At 46.4% G+C, this 18408-nt stretch carries 16 protein-coding genes; 12 read left to right on the plus strand and 4 right to left on the minus strand.

What is annotated here, in order from left to right:
- The first annotated feature begins 7 nt into the window (after window positions 1-7).
- From Q7U10_04880 to Q7U10_04890, 3 genes are read left to right on the plus strand one after another with little or no spacing between them, the layout of a single operon-like run.
- Window positions 8-448, plus strand: a complete 441-nt coding sequence (locus tag Q7U10_04880) for an MOSC domain-containing protein (GenBank protein ID MDO8281945.1) — start codon at window positions 8-10, stop codon at window positions 446-448.
- 6 nt (window positions 449-454) lie between these two features.
- Window positions 455-937 (plus strand): MogA/MoaB family molybdenum cofactor biosynthesis protein, encoded by a 483-nt coding sequence (locus tag Q7U10_04885; protein ID MDO8281946.1) that lies wholly within the window; start codon window positions 455-457, stop codon window positions 935-937.
- Window positions 934-1674 carry a cytochrome c biogenesis protein CcdA gene (locus Q7U10_04890; GenBank protein ID MDO8281947.1) on the plus strand — a complete coding sequence of 247 codons (741 nt, stop codon included), beginning with the start codon at window positions 934-936 and terminating at the stop codon, window positions 1672-1674. The genes Q7U10_04885 and Q7U10_04890 overlap by 4 nt, the downstream gene beginning before the upstream one ends.
- A gap of 13 nt (window positions 1675-1687) precedes the next feature.
- Here Q7U10_04890 and Q7U10_04895 read toward each other — a convergent pair whose 3' ends face one another.
- Window positions 1688-1867 (minus strand): hypothetical protein, encoded by a 180-nt coding sequence (locus tag Q7U10_04895; protein ID MDO8281948.1) that lies wholly within the window; start codon window positions 1865-1867, stop codon window positions 1688-1690.
- Between the two features lie 41 nt (window positions 1868-1908).
- Here Q7U10_04895 and Q7U10_04900 point away from each other — a divergent pair, with 41 nt between their 5' ends.
- From Q7U10_04900 to Q7U10_04915, 4 genes are all read left to right on the plus strand, one after another.
- The gene (locus tag Q7U10_04900; protein MDO8281949.1) at window positions 1909-2496 is read left to right on the plus strand and encodes a M23 family metallopeptidase; all 588 of its coding nucleotides are present in this window, start codon (window positions 1909-1911) and stop codon (window positions 2494-2496) included.
- Between the two features lie 246 nt (window positions 2497-2742).
- Window positions 2743-3696, plus strand: coding sequence for a transcription termination factor Rho (gene rho, locus Q7U10_04905; GenBank protein MDO8281950.1), 954 nt, complete (start codon window positions 2743-2745; stop codon window positions 3694-3696).
- Between the two features lie 89 nt (window positions 3697-3785).
- Window positions 3786-4121: a winged helix-turn-helix domain-containing protein gene (locus Q7U10_04910; GenBank protein ID MDO8281951.1), complete on the plus strand. Its 336-nt coding sequence runs from the start codon at window positions 3786-3788 to the stop codon at window positions 4119-4121.
- A complete protein-coding gene (locus Q7U10_04915; protein MDO8281952.1) occupies window positions 4118-4654 on the plus strand; it encodes a hypothetical protein in 537 nt (178 codons plus the stop codon). The genes Q7U10_04910 and Q7U10_04915 overlap by 4 nt, the downstream gene beginning before the upstream one ends.
- On the opposite strand, the gene Q7U10_04920 is transcribed toward Q7U10_04915, so the two are convergent.
- Together Q7U10_04920 and Q7U10_04925 are read right to left on the minus strand one after the other, a co-directional pair.
- Window positions 4647-4922 (minus strand): helix-turn-helix transcriptional regulator, encoded by a 276-nt coding sequence (locus Q7U10_04920; GenBank protein ID MDO8281953.1) that lies wholly within the window; start codon window positions 4920-4922, stop codon window positions 4647-4649. The two genes, Q7U10_04915 and Q7U10_04920, sit on opposite strands and share 8 nt — an antisense overlap.
- A complete protein-coding gene (locus tag Q7U10_04925) occupies window positions 4919-5275 on the minus strand; it encodes a type II toxin-antitoxin system RelE/ParE family toxin (GenBank protein ID MDO8281954.1) in 357 nt (118 codons plus the stop codon). The genes Q7U10_04920 and Q7U10_04925 overlap by 4 nt, the downstream gene beginning before the upstream one ends.
- A gap of 250 nt (window positions 5276-5525) precedes the next feature.
- Between Q7U10_04925 and Q7U10_04930 the strand changes: the two genes are divergently transcribed.
- Window positions 5526-6230, plus strand: coding sequence for a DUF4145 domain-containing protein (locus Q7U10_04930; protein ID MDO8281955.1), 705 nt, complete (start codon window positions 5526-5528; stop codon window positions 6228-6230).
- 87 nt (window positions 6231-6317) lie between these two features.
- Window positions 6318-7013, plus strand: a complete 696-nt coding sequence (locus Q7U10_04935; protein ID MDO8281956.1) for a hypothetical protein — start codon at window positions 6318-6320, stop codon at window positions 7011-7013.
- A 38-nt stretch (window positions 7014-7051) separates the two neighbouring features.
- Here Q7U10_04935 and Q7U10_04940 read toward each other — a convergent pair whose 3' ends face one another.
- The gene (locus Q7U10_04940) at window positions 7052-9070 is read right to left on the minus strand and encodes a UvrD-helicase domain-containing protein (GenBank protein MDO8281957.1); all 2019 of its coding nucleotides are present in this window, start codon (window positions 9068-9070) and stop codon (window positions 7052-7054) included.
- Between the two features lie 146 nt (window positions 9071-9216).
- On the opposite strand from Q7U10_04940, the gene uvrA reads away from it, so the two are divergent.
- The 3 genes from uvrA to purL all read left to right on the plus strand — a co-directional run bounded on the left by uvrA (window position 9217) and on the right by purL (window position 18300).
- Window positions 9217-11952, plus strand: a complete 2736-nt coding sequence (uvrA, locus tag Q7U10_04945) for an excinuclease ABC subunit UvrA (protein ID MDO8281958.1) — start codon at window positions 9217-9219, stop codon at window positions 11950-11952.
- A gap of 51 nt (window positions 11953-12003) precedes the next feature.
- Window positions 12004-14130, plus strand: coding sequence for a ribonuclease R (rnr, locus tag Q7U10_04950; protein MDO8281959.1), 2127 nt, complete (start codon window positions 12004-12006; stop codon window positions 14128-14130).
- A gap of 177 nt (window positions 14131-14307) precedes the next feature.
- Window positions 14308-18300 (plus strand): phosphoribosylformylglycinamidine synthase, encoded by a 3993-nt coding sequence (gene purL / locus Q7U10_04955; GenBank protein MDO8281960.1) that lies wholly within the window; start codon window positions 14308-14310, stop codon window positions 18298-18300.
- Window positions 18301-18408 lie beyond the last annotated feature (108 nt).

Genomic DNA, 18408 nt, shown 5'->3' on the forward strand with positions numbered 1-18408 from the left:
TATGACAATGAATGCTGCGGTAGTTTCAATCAACATAAGCGCCAAAAAAGGCGTCAGAAAAAAACCTGTTGACGAGGCGCTCTTAATAGAGAACTTCGGGATCGAGAGCGACGGCCACGCTTCGGACAAGTGGCACAGGCAGGTCAGCCTACTCGCTTTGGAGAGCATCAAAAAGATGCAGGATAAAGGGCTGAAGGTAGTGCCGGGAGATTTCGCAGAGAACATCACAACAGAAGGTATCGACCTCCCTTCCCTTCCCATAGGCACAAGGATGACGATAGGCGAAGAGGCTGAGGTAGAAGTGACTCAGATAGGTAAGGAGTGCCATAATAAATGCGCGATCTATTATCAGGCAGGAGATTGCGTAATGCCGAAAGAGGGCATCTTTGTGAAGGTATTGAAGGGCGGGAAGATAAAAAAAGGGGATAAAATAGTAGTCAAAGATTAGGGATTTATGATAAAAGTTTCCATACTCACATTAAGCGATAAAGGCTCAAAAGGAAAGAGAGAGGACACGAGCGGGCCGACTATTGAAAAGATGATGAAGAAGATAGATGCGGAAATAATAAGCTACGACATCCTGCCAGATGAAAAGGCCTTGATAAAGAAGAAGCTCATATCTTTATGCAGAAAGGCTGACCTCATACTTACCACAGGAGGGACAGGTCTGTCGCCGCGCGATGTCACGCCCGAAGCAACTCGCGAGGTCATAGATCAGGAGATACCAGGCATAGCTGAGGCGATGCGCTTTGAAGGGCTTAAGAAGACGCCTTATTCAATGCTCTCAAGGGCGGTCGCAGGAGTTAGAAAGAAGACGCTTATCATAAACCTGCCCGGCAGTCCTAAAGCTGTTCAGGAGAATCTGGCGGTAATAATAAAGGTGCTGCCTCATGCTATCGAAAAAATAAAGGGCTGCAAAACGGAGTGTGCAAGATGAGCAATATCAGTTATCTCGGCGCCTTTCTTGGCGGAATACTCTCCTTCCTCTCGCCATGCGTTCTGCCGCTGATACCTTCTTATGTATCTTACATAACCGGCATATCTTTTGAGGATTTCAAGGCAGGGGACAAGGCGCATGCCAAACATATCCGGCTTGTCACACTTATAAATTCATCCGCCTTTATCCTGGGCTTTTCAACCGTATTCGTCCTGCTCGGCGTCTCTTCTTCTTTCCTTGGAAAATACCTTGCTTACTATTATGACCAGATAAGGATAGTCGGCGGGACGGTCATAATCTTTTTCGGGCTGTATGTGATGGGGGTTATAAAGCTCAACTTCCTCTCTGCCGAGCACCGCGTGCACCTGAAGCATAAGCCCCGCGGATATTTAGGTTCTGTGATAGTCGGACTCACATTCGGCGCCGGATGGACGCCTTGCATAGGTCCCATACTCGGCTCGATACTTCTTGTGGCAGGCACATCAGGCTCTGTCATGTACGGATTCAAATTGCTGGTAGTTTATTCGCTCGGGCTCGCCATCCCGTTTCTCGCTACATCACTTGCCATGAGCTACTTTATCAGCCACTTCAGCGCGATACAGAAATACATGAGAGTCATAATGATCCTGAGCGGACTGCTCCTGATATCATTCGGCATACTTCTGCTCTCTGACAGGCTCTATCTGCTTCTGGGCGCTGTGCCTGATTTCGGGCTTGATGAGATGATCAAGCACTGACAGCAGAAACAAACTACTCTATATTAAATGTGGCGACTTCCTTCACTCCCGGCAGATACTCACCGACCGGAACGAGCTTTTTGTTGGTATTTGCGCAATCAATGATTATCGTCCAGAGCTGGTTAAGCTCTTTCTTCTCCCTGTCAGTCTCTGGTGTCATCCTTAGCAGCGTGCCTTCAAGTTCGATCTTCATATATTCCTCCGTGGTTTTTTCTGTATGATAATTAGTATATCATGGGAATCAGACTGAACAAAACAGAGTTCACGCATAACTTCATTAAAAAGAACCTGCTCCCTGAAGACGGCTTCAGAGAGTGGCTCCTGTATCCCGGGATGCTCTTTAATTCATCTGACAAATGGTGGGACAATGGCGCTATGCGCAGTGCCCCGCATGAGGGGATAGATCTCTGCGTTTACACAGACGGTCAGGAAAATATCCATAACATTGCCGAAGGCATGAAGGTTCCGTGTCTTTATGACGGAGTTGTCGCTGCTGTCATTGATGACTTCATCGGAAGGTCAATAGTTGTTAAGCATTCTGTCGTAAATAACAAGAGCGAGTTCTGCACGATCTACGGACACACAGTTCCTGAAGATGATATCTGTATCGGAAAGATTGTCGAGGCAGGAGATGTTATCGCAAAGGTCGCAGGCATAAAGGAATCAAGATCAGGCATGCGCCCTCACCTGCACATATCAATAGGCTTCCCCGCATCCACGGGAATTTCATACGATGCTCTCGGCTGGAAGGATATAAGCGACCCGAAGAAGATGGCCCTCATCGACCCGCTTCAGGTTATCGACAGATACCGGTTGGTGTAAAGACATTCTCCACTTAGGTAACGCCCCCAGGCTCCGCCTCTCCCCCTCTTAAGATAAGAGGGGGTAAAGGGGAGTTATGATTTTTTATAGGGACAACTTAAAAAACACCCACCTGCTAAAACAAAAAAGCCAAATTAAAGTACAATAGATACATAGTATTTAAAGCTCTGAGAGCTGAACAAAAAAACATTCTGAAATCTCCGGTATAACGTCCTGCTATTTAAAACAACAGATTAAGGAGTAAATATGAGTTCGTATGGTTCAAATTCACGGCGCGGGCAATCACGGCCGCAGCAGCGTTCAAATGTGCCGGCGCGCAGGGCTGTTTCGCCTGATGAGAAAAAGTTTCTCGACGGTACGGCGGTAAATCCGCATTCGCGCATCATTCTTGAGAAGGGCAGTGACGATATCTCCGTGCGTGCGCTTGACCTTATCTGTCCGATAGGCATGGGCCAGCGTGCCCTTATAGTATCATCGCCAGGGTCGGGCAAAACGACATTCTTAAAGAATATCTGCAATGCGGTGACAAACGGGTATCCTGACATGAAGGTATATTGCGTACTTGTCGATGAGCGTCCGGAAGAGGTGACTGATTTTACGCGCAGCGTGACTGCCAAGGTATATTCTTCGTCCATGGATAACAGCAATGAGAGTCATATCAAGGTCGTGGATAAGGTTATCGCAGAGGCTTTTAAAGAAGCTGCAGCAGGGCATGATGTGATGATACTGCTTGATTCACTTACGCGTCTGGCGCGGGTGCATAACACACAGCACCGTGGCGGAGGGCGCACGATGTCCGGAGGAGTTGGCGCAGGCGCGCTTGAAGTGCCGCGCCGTATCTTTGGCACCGCCCGGAATGTAGAGGGGATGGGCTCTATAACTATCATCGCGACGATCCTTGTCGATACAGGCAGCGCTATGGATACTGTTATATTTGAGGAGTTCAAAGGCACGGGCAATATGGAGCTGGTGCTCTCAAAAGAACTGGCACAAAAGAGGGTCTTCCCGGCAATCGATGTGCCGAAGAGCGGTACCCGGCGCGCTGAACTTCTCTTTGAGCCTGAAGAATACAAACGCCTTACATTATTGCACCGAGGCATGGCATCGATGAATAATATTACCGCTATGGAAAAGCTGATAGAGATGCTCCAGAGATTTCCGAGCAACAGCGAGCTCTTAGAATCATTTAAGGTTGCCTGAACAAAACACCCCGCCCTACCTCCTCAGCATCTTGCAAGCTACCAATTATTGTGGTAATATAACCAATATAATTGGTAGGAGCTTAAATCATGCTTGAGATATTATTTGGAAATCAAAATACAGAACGGATACTCTTCACCATCCTTCTTAATGAGAAATGTTACGCAAAACAACTTGCTGACTGCTTCGGGACAGCACTCTTCGGCTTTCAGACCACTTTGCAAAAACTGGAAAAGGCGAATATTCTGGTCAGTTTTAAGGAAGGCAACACCAGATTGTTTCAATTCAACACAAGATACCCCTTCCTGCCGGAATTAAAACAGTTAATACAGAAGGCATATGAATTTCTTCCAAGAGAAATGAAAGAAAAATACTATGAACCCGTAAGCCGTAAAAGGCCGAGAAGAACCGGCAAACCCCTGTGACGAAGAAAATCAATCTCAAGAAAATTACGATCAAGGAATTGGCAGAAATGATCGGCGCTCATTTATCCAGCCATGATATAAGCGCCGTACTTGTCGGAGGAGCTTGCGTCTCTATTTATTCAGAAAACCGATACATGTCATACGACCTGGATCTTGTAACCCATGAATCGAGTAGAAAGATCAAAGCCGCTCTGGAAGAAATAGGATTTAAGTATGACAAGAAAAAATACTATAGTCATCCTGACTGTAAATTCTTTCTCGAATTCCTAGTGCCGCCGGTTGCGATCGGGAACGAGCCAATTAATAAATTCAACACGATTTCATCTGACGCAGGTTCAATAAATATCCTAACCCCGACAGACTGCGTAAAAGACAGGTTAGCCGCCTATATCCATTGGGACGACAAAGAATCTCTTGAACAGGCTGTCATGGTTGCAGCATCACAAGAGATAGATATAAAAGAGATAAAGCGATGGGCTAAAAATGAAAACAACGGTGAGAAGATCAAGGCCTTTCTTGAAAAGTTTAAGTGATATTAACCATCAACCGTTTGCCAAGCGCATCTGCAACACGTATCAATGTTGAAAGCTTGATATCCTCGGCATGATTCTCAATTCTGGATATCGCGGTCTTCTTCGTCTTCAGCCTCTTTGCAAGCTCTTCCTGCGTAAGCCCGGACGATTCACGCGCCTCACGAAGCATAACGCCGACCTTGAACTCTTTATATCCTTCCTCATAGCCTTTTGCGAAATTACTATCAGTCTTCTTTCTTTTAGCTATATATTTCTTAAGATCGCTCATAATTTAATCCTCCGCCTTATAAAGTCTCTTCTGTAAGCTTCTGCCCGTTCAATCTCTTTCACTGGCGTCTTTCTGCTCTTCTTCAAAAATCCATGCGTAAGTACGACTGATGAATTATCGGCAAAGAAGCACAGAATCCTAATTGATTTCGAGCCATACTGCACCCGGCACTCCCATATCTCTTCTGTATTAACAAGTTTCTTTAAGTAGGACGACGGCACAACTTCCAGTTCTTCCAATAAACGTAATACCCAGGTTACTTTTTGTGCTGTCCTCCCTGATAATGAATCAAGAAAAACTTCTAAAGGGCATTTACCGTCAGCCGTTCTGTAAAATGTGACTGTCCTGTTCATAGTTATGTTAACTTACACGTTAACCAGTGTCAAGCATAGAATTTTCATACATCACCATATTACAAAGCAGAAGATGAAATTATCCAGATAACTGATTAACTAATCCCACGCATTAGTAAAGGTGGGGATTTTACAAGAAAGGTCATTCTCATTTTGTGATTGTATTTTATTGCTCATACAACTATAATTTTCTTATTCCACAAAATAAGACAATTGTTGGAGTAGTAAATAAGACCATTAAGAGGTGTCTATGGAAATAAAACAAGCACATAATCTAATTGATGCCCATGTCAAAGACTTGATAGACCAATGCCCACACTGCGGTGCAAAAGTGCACATAGAAAAATTGTGGAATGATTATCACTCCCTTAATAATGGCGACAAAGAATTCTATGTTATTTTTAGATGTAAACCATGCAAGAAATTACTTTTAAAAACCTTTTTTTTCAGACAAAACCCTTACAGCAATAATGAACATTTGGAAGCCAAAGGCTGGGATGAGAAATTTCCAATATCTTTTGACGATGAATTAAGTAAACAAGAAAAAGAGTATATTCCTGATCAAGTGCTTTCAGACTACCAAGAAGCATTGAAGTGCAAATCAATAGGAGCAAACAGAGCGAGTTGTTCAATGTTCCGCCGAGCACTTCAAAGTGCTATCGTCATATTTGGTGCAGATCATAAACTAGATTTAATCAAGCAGATAGATTCCTTAGACAGCTTACCGAAAGACATTAAGGATTGGGCTCATCAAATAAGAATATTCGGTAATTGGGGAGCACATCCAGACAAAGATAATCTTAAAGAAGTTGATTCTAATGATGTAACCGAGGTTCATGATTTTATTTCAAAGTTTTTCATATATATGTTCATTATGCCAGAGAAAGTTAAGTTGTCACGTGCAAAGAGAGATGAAAAATTGAAAACAAATCCTGAAGTAACAACAAGTGAGTAAGAACATATGTACAACTACACTGATAGAGTAAAGCAATGGGATCAGACATCAAATAATCTCAGGTGATATTTGTGAAGGAGTATCCAGATGAGTTGGGAATGTCCAAAATGTAATTCTGAAAATGCTGATTATATTATTGATGGTATTATAAAAACGGAATGTCTTTGCGGTTATAAGATGCCAATAACTGTAGAGAATAAAACAGACAACACCCAGATAACGTCAGTTGAGGGAAACAAATTTGCAAATGCAAAACCTGATAATCAGTCAACAAACAATCTCTCTTCTATAATGTTCCCAACATTTATCGATATGTCAAAAAAACTTAGTCATTTTCAAAAAAAGATTATTGTGATTACTATGGCTGCAATCTTGTTTGTTATTGCTATGGCAATTGCTGATGAAGTTGGCACGTATCAATCTGGAAGAGGCGGCCCATTTAATATGAAAAAGACTTGGTATATTTGGGTAATTTATTTTTCAATAATAATGCCAGCATTTATAATGCCATCATTTATCGTTAAATACTTAGACAATTTATCAAAGAAATTTAATCATGCTCAAAAAAAGATTATTGGGATTACTGTTGCTGCAATCTTGTTTGTTATTACTATGGCAATTGCTGATGAAGTTGGCACGTATCAATCTGGAAGAGGCGGCCCATTTAATATGGAAAAAACTTGGTATATTTGGGTAATTTATTTTTCAATAATAGGTTATTTTGAGTTTAAATTATTTGGAAATAAAAATAGCAAGGAAGAAAAGTCTAACACATTGGATTGAACAAGTCTCACAGGTCATTTTTTTATCCCCCCCCACCATCAACCATTAAGTATCCCCATGATCCTGTCATAGTCAGCCTTAATATCTATCTCCTCAGCATCCATCTCTTCACCCTCGCCTTCGATTCCGATATGCTCGATAACCTTATCAGGCATCTCCGCGATGAACTGTGACGGCATGCTCAGGGTCTTTGTGCCGTATTTTATTCTGTATGCCGTGTAGGTGAGAAAGAGCTCCTTCATCGCCCTTGTGATGCCGACATACATCAGCCTCCGCTCCTCCTCAAGCCCGCCCGGTTCATCAATCGACTTGCTGTGTGGAAGCATATCCTGCTCAACCCCGACTATGAAGACGACAGGGAATTCAAGCCCTTTTGAAGAGTGAAGCGATACGAGGGTGACGCCGCTGTTCTCTTTCTCTTTTTCAGGCTTGTCATCCAGCGCGAGCGTCTCTATGAATCCCTGAAGTGACGGCGACTTTTCATTCTCTTCATAATATTTGAGCGATTCAATAAATGCCGTCACATTATCTATGCGCTTCTCCACCACATCATCTGTCTTATAGAAACCTCTTATATGGTCGTGAAGCCCTATCTCATCTATGAACTTGGCAAGCAGTTTTGCCATATCCTTGCCTTTTGAAAAGTCTGTCCTGTAACGCTTGAGCATATCTGCCAAGGCAGCCGCGTTGGCTGCGGTCTTTGCATTGACCTCTTCCACGCCGTTTGCGTTGATGAAGGCATCCATGAGAGATATCTTCTGCGCTCCGGCATGGTCGTGCATCTTTCCGATAGAGGTGATGCCTATGCCCCTTCTCGGAACATTGGCTATCCTCAGAAGGCTGACATCGTCATATTTGTTCAGGATGATCTTCATGTAGGATGCGAGGTCCTTCACCTCCTTCCGGTCAAAGTAGCTCGTTCCGCCTACCACAGTGTACGGCATCTTCTTTCTGCGCAGCTCCTCTTCAAAGAGCCTTGAAAAGACATTCGCCCTGTATATGATTGCAAAATCTTTGTGGTCGAGTTTTCTGGTCTCCATGAGCTCCTGTATCTTCCCAACAACGATCCGCGCCTCACCCTCGCCGTCAGGTGCCTTTATTATCTTTATCACAGGGCCTGTGCCTTCAGATGTCCAGAGGGACTTCACCATTCTCTGACTGTTATTTGTTATGACGCTGTTTGCAACTGTCAGTATATTTCCCATAGAACGGTAGTTCTGCTCAAGCCGTATCACCTTTGTCCCTTTGAAGTCGCCTTCAAAATCAAGGATATTGCCGAGGCTCGCGCCCCTCCATGAATAGACCGACTGGTCGTCATCACCGACCACGCAGAGGTTCTTTCTCTTGCCTGCGAGCTGCTTAAGCAATGTGTACTGCACCCTGTTCGTATCCTGGTACTCATCAACCATGATATACCTGAACTTCTCCCTGTACTCCTCTAATACAGCCGGAACGTCCCTGAAGAGCTTTATCACAAGAAGGAGCAGGTCATCAAAGTCAACAGCATTCATCGCCCTGAGCGTCTTCTGATACTCAGGATATACCCTTGCCGTTATGATAGAGAGCGGGTCATGCCCCGTGCTGTCCATATCTTCAGGAGCTGTGAAAGAGTTCTTGAGCTTCCCTATCCTGTCAAGTATCACCTCAGGCTTGAACTGCTTGTCATATAAGCTGATATCTATAAGAAGGTTCTTTAACAGAGACGCCTGTTCTGAGGTGTCATAGATGGTGAAGTTCTTCCGCAGGCCGACATGCTTCATCTCCTTTCTGAGTATCTGCAGGCAGAGGGAATGGAATGTCGAAACTATAGGTGTCTTCTTCTTGCTCTTCTTTAAGATGGAGGTTATCCTTCCGCGCATCTCACGCGCCGCCCTGTTTGTAAATGTCACAGCTATGAGAGAATCAGGAGATATGCCTTTATGAATGAGATACGCCGCCCTGACGGTTATGACCCTTGTCTTTCCTGAACCTGCGCCTGCAAGCACAAGAAGCGGGCCTTCCGTAGTTGTGACCGCCTCATGCTGCGCTGGATTGAGAGAGCGTATGTATTTATCCATTGTCCTGTTGTGGTTGAAAGATTTGATAAAGGCGGTTCCGGATTTGCAACTAATTACCGGTAGAAAACCAAAGCCGGGATATATTATGCCATACGGTCTAAAAAAATGATTTTACCCTCCTGAACTGCTAAAATATCCGAATGTCAGTGGATAAATTGATAATCAAAGGGGCCAGGCAGAACAACCTGAAGAACATCAGCCTCACCCTTCCCCATAACAAGCTGATCACCTTCACCGGCATATCAGGCTCTGGAAAATCATCGCTTGCGTTCGATACTATATTTGCAGAGGGGCAGTGGCGTTTTATAGAGTCGCTCTCCACCTATGCAAGGCTCTTTCTTGAAAAGTTAGACAGGCCTGATGTCGACAGCATTCAGAACATAAGGCCGGCTATCGCGCTTGAACAGAGGAACACGGTCAAGACCTCCCGCTCCACCGTAGGCACCATGACAGAGATCTCTGACTACCTGCGGCTGCTCTTCTCAAAGATCGCGCAGCCGCATTGCCCTGTGTGCGGGGATGCGCTTAAGTCATGGTCACCTTCTTCAGTTGTGCAGGAACTGTTAGAGAAATATAACGGAGAGAAAGCACTAATAATCTTCCAGACTAAGCGTCCGGTGCAGGAACTTCAGAAAGAGGGATTTCATCGTGTATTGATAGACGGGAAGATAACCGAGCTCGCTTCACTTGATACAAAACAGAATACACTCGACATCGTGCTTGACAGGCTGATAATAAAGGACGAGCCGCGGCTCTCTGATTCGATCGAGACCGCATGGCAGCACGGCGGCAGTAATGTAAAGATAGTTATAGTAAAGAGCGAAGAGGAGAACATGCCCCTGCTCTTTTCATCAGCGCTTAAATGCCATAAATGCGATATCGAAGTAGCAAGGCCCCAGCCTCTGCTCTTCTCATTCAACCATCCTTTAGGCGCGTGCCCTGAATGCAAAGGCTTCGGCAACACGCTTAAGTATTCCGAAGGCTCTATCATCCCTGATAAAGACCTGTCACTTGAAGAAGGCGCTATCGACCCATGGAACAAGCCGTCTTATATCTGGTGGTACGAACAGTTTGCCAAGAAAGCTAAAAAAGCAGGCATCAGGCTTGATATGCCTTATAAAGATCTGCCGCAGGAATCCAAAGCCCTGATCTTTGAAGGCAGTAAAGACTTCTACGGGATCAATGATTTCTTTGCCGAGCTTGAGAACAAGAGATACAAACTCCATGTAAGGGTCTTCCTGACAAGGTACAGAGAGGCTGTGCAATGCGGGAACTGCGGAGGAAGCAAGCTGAGCCGTGAGGCGCTTGCCTTTACGATCGGCGGGCTTAATATCGCGCAGATCTCTGATATGCCGATCTTAAATCTTAGGGAATTTATCGCAGGCCTTACTTTTTCAAAATATGAAGAAGAGGTCACAGGCGAGATAATAAGGCAGATCAGGCAGAAGCTCGACTTTCTTATTCGAGTGGGCGTGGAATACCTAACCATCAACCGGCTCACAAAGACGCTCTCAGGCGGAGAGTCGCAGAGGATCAACCTTGCAAACCAGCTCGCATCAAAACTCACAGGCACGCTTTATGTGCTCGATGAACCGACTGTCGGGCTTCACGCACGGGATGTAAAGAAGATAGCCGACATTTTGATAGAGCTTGCTGAAATAGGAAATACGGTCATCACTGTTGAACATGACAAGTCGATCATAGAATCCTCTGACTGGGTCGTTGAACTTGGGCCGGGAGGCGGGGAGAAAGGCGGCAGGCTGATATTTACAGGCACAGTGGCAGACTTTCTAAAGAGCGATACATTGACCGCAACATACATTAAAGAGACCGGCATCATACCTGCGCCAAAGAGCAGGAGGATGAGCAGCGGCAATTTTCTTACGATAAAGAATGCGAGCGGTAATAATCTCAAGGATATCAATATCAGCATCCCACTTCAGAGATTCACCTGCGTAACAGGCGTATCAGGTTCAGGCAAGAGCACGCTCATTGACAAGACATTATACAGAGCCCTTGCAAACGCATTTAAAGAGAGCTTTGAAACACCTGAGCCCTTTGAGTCCATTCACGGCATTGAGCATCTGAAGGGCGTAAGGATCATAGACCAGCAGCCCATAGGCAAGAGCCCGCGTTCAAATCCTGTCACATACATAAAAGGGTTCGACCATATAAGAAAGATCTTTGCCGATGAGCAGGCTGCGAAGAATCTCGGCTTCGGGCCGGGCCACTTTTCATTCAATGCAGAGGAAGGCCGGTGCAGCGCATGTAAAGGCGTAGGTTACCAAAAGCTTGAGATGTATTTTTTTGAGGATCTCTATATAACCTGCGAAGAGTGCAAAGGTAAAAGGTTCCGTCCTGAGATATTGAACATCACCTATAACGGTAAAAATATACATGAGGCGCTGAACCTCACGGTTGATGAAGCTGTCAAATTCTTCAATCGTGTGCCGTCGCTTCTGAAAAAACTTGAGCTCATGTCTTCAGTAGGCCTCGGCTACCTGCGGCTGGGCCAGCCGGTCACGACGCTCTCAGGAGGTGAATCACAGCGCCTCAAGATATGCGCCGAGCTTGGGGCAGGAAGCAGGACAGACTATTTGTATATACTGGACGAGCCGACCGTGGGGCTTCATCCCGAGGACATCACAAAGCTGCTTAAAGTTATCGACCACCTGCTGAGCGCCGGCAATACCGTGGTCATAGTCGAGCACAATCTTGATGTGATAAAATGCGCTGACTGGATAATCGACCTTGGCCCTGAGGGCGGGGAGAAAGGCGGATATATAGTTGCTGAAGGAAGGCCGGAGGATATTGCAAAAGACAAAAAATCACATACCGGCCGATACCTGAAAGAGCATCTTAAGAGAGCAAATCACAAATGATATCTTATTGATTAGTTTTGTCAGCCGGATACTGTTATAATCTTAAGTAAGATGAATCCAAAAAATATAAAAGACAGCGAAGCGATCCTCACCTACCTCAGCAAGAAGACCTCCAAACCCCTGAAGCTCAAAGAACTGGCAAAGCAGCTCGGCACTCATAAATCAGGCGTGCGCAAGCTCGGCCAGATGCTTGAATCACTTGTTCAGTCAGGCAAGGTATTCAGGACCCGCACAGGATGCTACGGCGTAGCTGAACAGATGAACCTTCTTTCCGGTATCTTTGAGGCGCACAAGAATGGCTTCGGATTTGTGCTTCCTGAGAAGTCCGGTGAAAAGGATATATTCATCCCGCCCAGAAAGACGCTCGGCGCAATGTCAGGCGACAGTGTCGTTGTTCGGGTTGAAAGCTCCATAAGAAGAGAAGGCTCGGTATTAAAGATCCTTGCAAGAGGGCAGAAGAATATCATAGGCAGGCTCTATCTTGAAAAGACCACCTTCTATGTAAAGCCCAAAGGCAGGAGGCTGCCGCTTGATGTCTTCATAGCGCCGAATGACAGGGGTAAGGCTAAAGACGGAGACCTTGTGCTTGTGGAGTTGACATCATACCCGACAGCCACAAGGCCTCCTGAAGGAAAGGTGCTGAAGGTGCTGCCTGAGGTGGATGAGCCGCGCCGCGAGATAGATATGATAATTGAGGAGCGCTCATTGCCGCTCGCATTCCCTGACAATGTGCTGAGAGAGGCAAAGGGCTTCAGCGAGATATTAAGCCCTGACAACCGGGTCGACTGCAGAGACCTTTTGACCGTAACAATAGACGGTGAGGATGCCAAGGACTTTGATGACGCGATATCAATAAAGAAGATCCCTGAAGGCCATAAACTCTATGTGCATATCGCTGATGTCAGCCACTATGTGCCGTGGGATACTGATATTGACCTTGAGGCAAGGGAGAGAGGCACGAGCATCTACTTCCCGGGAAATGTCATACCTATGCTCCCTGAAAGGTTATCAAACAACCTCTGCAGCCTTATGCCGAAGGTAGACCGTTTCGCATTCACAGCTGAGATGGACATAGACAAAAACGGCAAGCTGATAAAGAGGAAATTCTATCCAAGCATCATAAACAGCAATGAGAGGATGACCTATAACTCCGTAAAGAAGATCCTTGTGGATAATGACCCTGCTGAGAGGGAAAAATACGGTTATCTGCTTGAGAACTTCGAGATAATGAAGGAGCTTTACCTGATCCTGAAAGAGATGAGGATACAGCGCGGCAGCCTTGACTTTGACCTGCCGGAGCCGTACATCATTCTTGATATACAGGGAACGCCTGAGGACATCATCAGAGCAGACCGCAACATGAGCCATATGCTAATCGAAGAGTTCATGATAGCGGCGAACGAGGCTGTGGCATCATATCTTGAGGGCCTTGGAGTGCCGTCGCTTTACAGAATACATGAAGAGCCTGACACAGATAAGCTTGACGAGCTGATGCCGATACTCAGGGCCTTCGGCTTGAAGATAAAGACAAAAGGGGTCAAGGCATTTCACGCCATACTTGAAGCATCAAAGGGCCTGCCTGAAGAAACGCTTTTAAACACGCTCCTGCTCCGCTCTCTGAAACAGGCAAAGTATTCCAAAGATAACGTTGGGCATTTCGGCCTTGCTTCAGATAGCTATACGCACTTCACCTCACCAATCAGGCGTTATCCCGACCTTGTTGTGCACAGGGTGCTCAGGGAGATCGTCAACAAGAAGAAGCTCTCAGACAAGAGCAGGGAGTTCCTTGAAAAGAACCTTGCCGAGATAGCGCTCCAGTCCTCAAAGACCGAGCGCGCTTCCATGGAGGCTGAGAGGGAGATCGTGAGCGCCATGAAGGCATGGTTCATGAAGGACAAGGTCGGCAACGAGTATGAGGGAATGGTGAGCAACATAAATCCAAAGGGTATGGCTGTCCAGCTTCAGGATTATTTTGTGACCGGTTTCATACATGTCTCAGACATGGGTGACGATTACTACATCTTTGATGAGGCAAGATACAGGCTCAAAGGCAGGCGCTCAAAACGAACCTTCACCCTTGGCGACAAGGTCATGGTAAGGGTGGAGAAGGTCGATATCGAAGAGAGAGATATTACTTTAGGGCTGGTTCATAAAGCCCCGATCAGAAAAATTGGATAAAAAAATTGTCCCTGCGCCACAAAATGACATCAATCCCCTAAAATGCTAAAATAGTCTGCTTTAAATGGACAGCGAGCCTGCCTGACGGCAGTGAGCGAATATAAATAATAATTCATTACCATTAAGATTTCCCGCAGCTTGCGGGGAATCTTTAATCCATTGTATTGCGAGACCCTATTGAGCTTGATACACCTTTACAGAACCCCTGCCTTTTCCGAGGCTAAGAAAAATGACCTTTTGTCTGTTGTAAAGAAGAGGATATCCTCAGATATTGCGGACATCAGGACAGAGTTCTGCTTCAATATAGACGCATCCGAATCCCTCTCTTCTGAAGAGATGAAGCTGCTGACATGGCTGCTATCAGAAACCTTCGAACCTGAGAATTTCTCAAATGAGAGTTTTCTAACCTTTAATTCCCACCTTACCAAGGGGGGACAAAGGGGGGTTATCCTGGAAGCCGGCCCCCGCATGAACTTCGCAACCGCCTGGTCATCAAACGCAGTATCCGTATGCCATGCATGCGGGCTTAAGAAGATAAAACGCATTGAACGCTCAAGGAGATTTGAGTTTGTTTTAGGTGAAGAAACCCCACCTTGCTCCTCCCCTTGCCAAGGGGAGGACGGGAGGGGTTTTCTTTCTTCACTGATTTCGCATCACTCATCGCTCTTTTACGACAGAATGACCGAGTGCCCTTATCCCGAACCGCTCAAGACATTTGAGACAGGGATCAAACCTGAACCGGTATTTGAGATACCATTCATTGAAGAGGGCAAATCAGCGCTTGAGAAGATCAACAGGAAGATGGGGCTTGGGCTGGATGACTGGGACATTGACTATTATTACAACCTCTTTGTAAATGATATCGGAAGAAACCCGACCAATGTCGAGTGCTTTGACCTGAGCCAGTCCAACAGCGAGCATTCAAGGCACTGGTTCTTTAAAGGGCTGCTGAAGATCGACGGGGAAGAGATCCCTCACACGCTCATCGAACTGGTGATGAGGCCGCTGAAGTGGAAACCCGGAAACAGCGTTATCGCGTTCAATGACAATTCAAGTTCTATCAAGGGCTATGAGATCGATACGATAATACCTGAAGACCCTGGCAAGCCGTCACGCTTCAGAAAAGAGAAGCTCCATTACGACATTATATTTACGGCTGAGACGCATAACTTCCCAAGCGGCATCGCTCCTTTTCCCGGAGCTGAGACAGGCACGGGCGGAAGGCTCAGGGACATACAGGGAACAGGAAGGGGCGGACTAGTCGGCGCAGGCACAGCGGCATACTGTGTAGGAAACCTGCATATCCCGGGCTATGAACTGCCGTGGGAAGATAAAGGATTCACATATCCGAAAAACCTCGCATCGCCTCTTGATATTGAGATACAGGCGAGCAACGGGGCTTCTGATTACGGCAATAAATTCGGCGAGCCTCTTATCCAGGGCTTTACGCGTTCATTCGGAATGAGGCTGCCGAACGGCGAACGTTCAGAATGGCTGAAGCCGATAATGTTCACAGCAGGAATCGGACAGATGAGCTCAAGCCATGTTAAAAAGGGCGAGCCTGAAAAGAGAATGTGCGTGGTAAAGATCGGCGGGCCGGCTTATCGTATCGGCATAGGCGGCGGAGCTGCATCAAGCATGATACAGGGTGAAAATGCTGAAGACCTCGATTTCAACGCAGTCCAGCGCGGCGATGCAGAGATGGAGCAGAAGATGAACAGGGTCCTCCGAGCCTGTGTTGAGATGGGTGAGAAGAACCCGATAGTCAGCATACACGACCAGGGAGCAGGCGGAAACTGCAATGTTGTGAAAGAGATAATCTACCCCGCGGGCGCAAAGATCGAAGTGAGAAAGATACAGGTCGGTGATGAAACGCTCTCTGTGCTTGAGATATGGGGCGCGGAATATCAGGAACAGAACGCCCTGCTTTTGAGGCCTGAGGATGCGGGACTTTTTGATGAGCTCTGCGCTCGTGAAAAGGTGCCTTACGCATTCATCGGCAGGATAACAGGCGACGGCAGGATAGTCCTTCATGACGATAATGACGGCAGCACACCTGTAGACCTTGATCTTGAAAAAGTTCTCGGCCACATGCCGCAGAAGACCTTTGAGATGAAGCGCATCCTCTCAAAACCAGAACCTCTGAAACTGCCTGAAGATATTACAGTTAAAGATGCGTTGGACAGAGTGCTCAGGCTCGTCTCTGTCGGATCAAAGAGGTTTCTTACAAACAAAGTCGACAGGAGCGTTACAGGCCTGATAGCACGCCAGCAGTGCGCCGGGCCGTTACAGCTTACCGTATCGGACGTTGCTGTTATCAGCCAGAGCCATAGCGGAATAACAGGCGCTGCTTTATCAATAGGTGAACAGCCAATCAAAGGTATTTTGAACCCTGCGTCAATGGCGAGGATGTGTGTGGGCGAGGCGCTGACCAATATGGTCTGGGCAAAGATATCATCCATAGAAGATATAAAGTGTTCAGGCAACTGGATGTGGGCGGCAAAGCTCCCCGGCGAAGGCGCAAAACTGCATGATGCCGCAGTGGCGATGAGCGACTTCATGATAAAGCTCGGCATCGCTGTTGACGGCGGCAAGGACAGCCTCTCAATGGCAACCATGGTCACTGATACATCTGGCAATACAGAGACGGTCAAGTCGCCCGGAACACTTGTCATCTCAGCATACGCGACTATGCCTGACATTACCAAGGTCATAACACCTGACATCAAAAGGCCTGGAGAGAGCAGGCTGCTCTTCATCGATATGGGATACGGAGACAACAGGCTCGGCGGCAGCTCATTGGCACATGTATTCGGACAGCTTGGCAGTGATGCACCAGACATCAATCCTGTATTGCTGAGAAAGGCATTTAATGCAGTTCAGTATCTCATATCTAAAGATTTAATACTTTCAGGCCATGACAGAAGCGACGGCGGCTTGATAACAACGCTTCTGGAGATGGCATTCTCAGGAAACTGCGGGATTGCGATAGAGTTAGGAGTTAATGAGAATAATGCGCTGAAGGCACTCTTTTCAGAAGAGCTCGGCTTGGTAATCGAATATCTGCCTGAGAACGAAAAAGAGATAACATCCCTGCTTGATAATGAAGAGATATCTTACTCCATTATCGGCAGGACAACTAAAGATAAAAAGGTCTCTATCAAGTCAGCTGATAAAGATGTGCTTAACGAAGATATGAGAGAGTTAAGGGCTATATGGGAAGAGACAAGTTATCAGCTTGACCGGCTGCAGACAAACCCTGTATGCGTTGATGAAGAGAAGAGGATTAATTCTGACAGAAGCGGCCCGGATTTCAGGCTTTCATTCACTCCTGAAGAGACGCCTTCCAGGATTCTGGAGAGTGAAAAGAAATACAAGGTCGCCATCATACGCGAAGAAGGAAGCAACAGCGACAGGGAGATGACGTCAGCCTTTTATCAGGCAGGTTTTGAACCGTGGGATATTTCAATGACAGACCTTCTGAATGAAAAGGTGAAGCTCTCGGACTTTCGCGGCATGGCATTTGTAGGCGGCTTCAGCTACGCGGATGTTCTTGATTCGGCAAAGGGATGGGCAGGAGTTATCAGGTTCAACGAGCGTGTATGGAAGGAGTTCCAGGACTTTTATAATAGAAAAGACACCTTCAGCCTCGGCATATGCAACGGCTGCCAGCTCATGGCGCTTCTCGGCTGGGTGCCTTGGCAGGGGATAGAGAATAATATTCAGCCAAGATTTATACATAATACATCAGGCCGTTTTGAGTCGCGCTTCTCTACAGTAAAGATAATGCCGGGCAACTCTGTCATGCTGAAGGGTATGGAAGGCTCTGTGCTCGGGGTCTGGGTCGCGCACGGCGAAGGAAAGGCATACTTCCCTGATGAGAAGATGCTTAAAAAGGTAGAGGATGAAGGCCTTGCGCCTGTGCGCTATGTTGATGACAGCAATGAGATAACAACAGCCTACCCGTTCAACCCTAACGGTTCAACTAACGGCATAGCAGGACTCTGCTCCCCTGACGGAAGGCACCTCGCAATGATGCCGCATCCTGAGAGAGGATTTCTGAAATGGCAGTGGCCGTGGATGCCTGAGGAGTGGAAGCAGAACCTTAAGGCATCTCCATGGCTTAAGATGTTCCAGAACGCGAGAGAATGGTGTGAAAGAAAGAGTTGATAGGGCTTAGGGAATAGGTTCAAGGAAATGTTATACTAACTTTTCAAAACCAACCGGTTTCTGCAGGAATAAATTGGATCACAAAATAAAGAAAATTAAGTGCAAGCC

The organism is Thermodesulfovibrionia bacterium (genome assembly GCA_030646035.1).
Taxonomy (GTDB): domain Bacteria; phylum Nitrospirota; class Thermodesulfovibrionia; order UBA6902; family UBA6902; genus JACQZG01.

Excerpts from the sequence above, each read along its gene's own strand:
- Q7U10_04880 (MDO8281945.1), top strand. The coding sequence starts at position 8 with ATGAATGCTGCGGTAGTTTCAATCAACATAAGCGCCAAAAAAGGCGTC.
- Q7U10_04885 (MDO8281946.1), top strand. The coding sequence starts at position 455 with ATGATAAAAGTTTCCATACTCACATTAAGCGATAAAGGCTCAAAAGGA.
- Q7U10_04890 (MDO8281947.1), top strand. The coding sequence starts at position 934 with ATGAGCAATATCAGTTATCTCGGCGCCTTTCTTGGCGGAATACTCTCC.
- Q7U10_04895 (MDO8281948.1), bottom strand. The coding sequence starts at position 1,867 with ATGAAGATCGAACTTGAAGGCACGCTGCTAAGGATGACACCAGAGACT.
- Q7U10_04900 (MDO8281949.1), top strand. The coding sequence starts at position 1,909 with ATGGGAATCAGACTGAACAAAACAGAGTTCACGCATAACTTCATTAAA.
- rho (MDO8281950.1), top strand. The coding sequence starts at position 2,743 with ATGAGTTCGTATGGTTCAAATTCACGGCGCGGGCAATCACGGCCGCAG.
- Q7U10_04910 (MDO8281951.1), top strand. The coding sequence starts at position 3,786 with ATGCTTGAGATATTATTTGGAAATCAAAATACAGAACGGATACTCTTC.
- Q7U10_04920 (MDO8281953.1), bottom strand. The coding sequence starts at position 4,922 with ATGAGCGATCTTAAGAAATATATAGCTAAAAGAAAGAAGACTGATAGT.
- Q7U10_04925 (MDO8281954.1), bottom strand. The coding sequence starts at position 5,275 with ATGAACAGGACAGTCACATTTTACAGAACGGCTGACGGTAAATGCCCT.
- Q7U10_04930 (MDO8281955.1), top strand. The coding sequence starts at position 5,526 with ATGGAAATAAAACAAGCACATAATCTAATTGATGCCCATGTCAAAGAC.
- Q7U10_04935 (MDO8281956.1), top strand. The coding sequence starts at position 6,318 with ATGAGTTGGGAATGTCCAAAATGTAATTCTGAAAATGCTGATTATATT.
- Q7U10_04940 (MDO8281957.1), bottom strand. The coding sequence starts at position 9,070 with ATGGATAAATACATACGCTCTCTCAATCCAGCGCAGCATGAGGCGGTC.
- rnr (MDO8281959.1), top strand. The coding sequence starts at position 12,004 with ATGAATCCAAAAAATATAAAAGACAGCGAAGCGATCCTCACCTACCTC.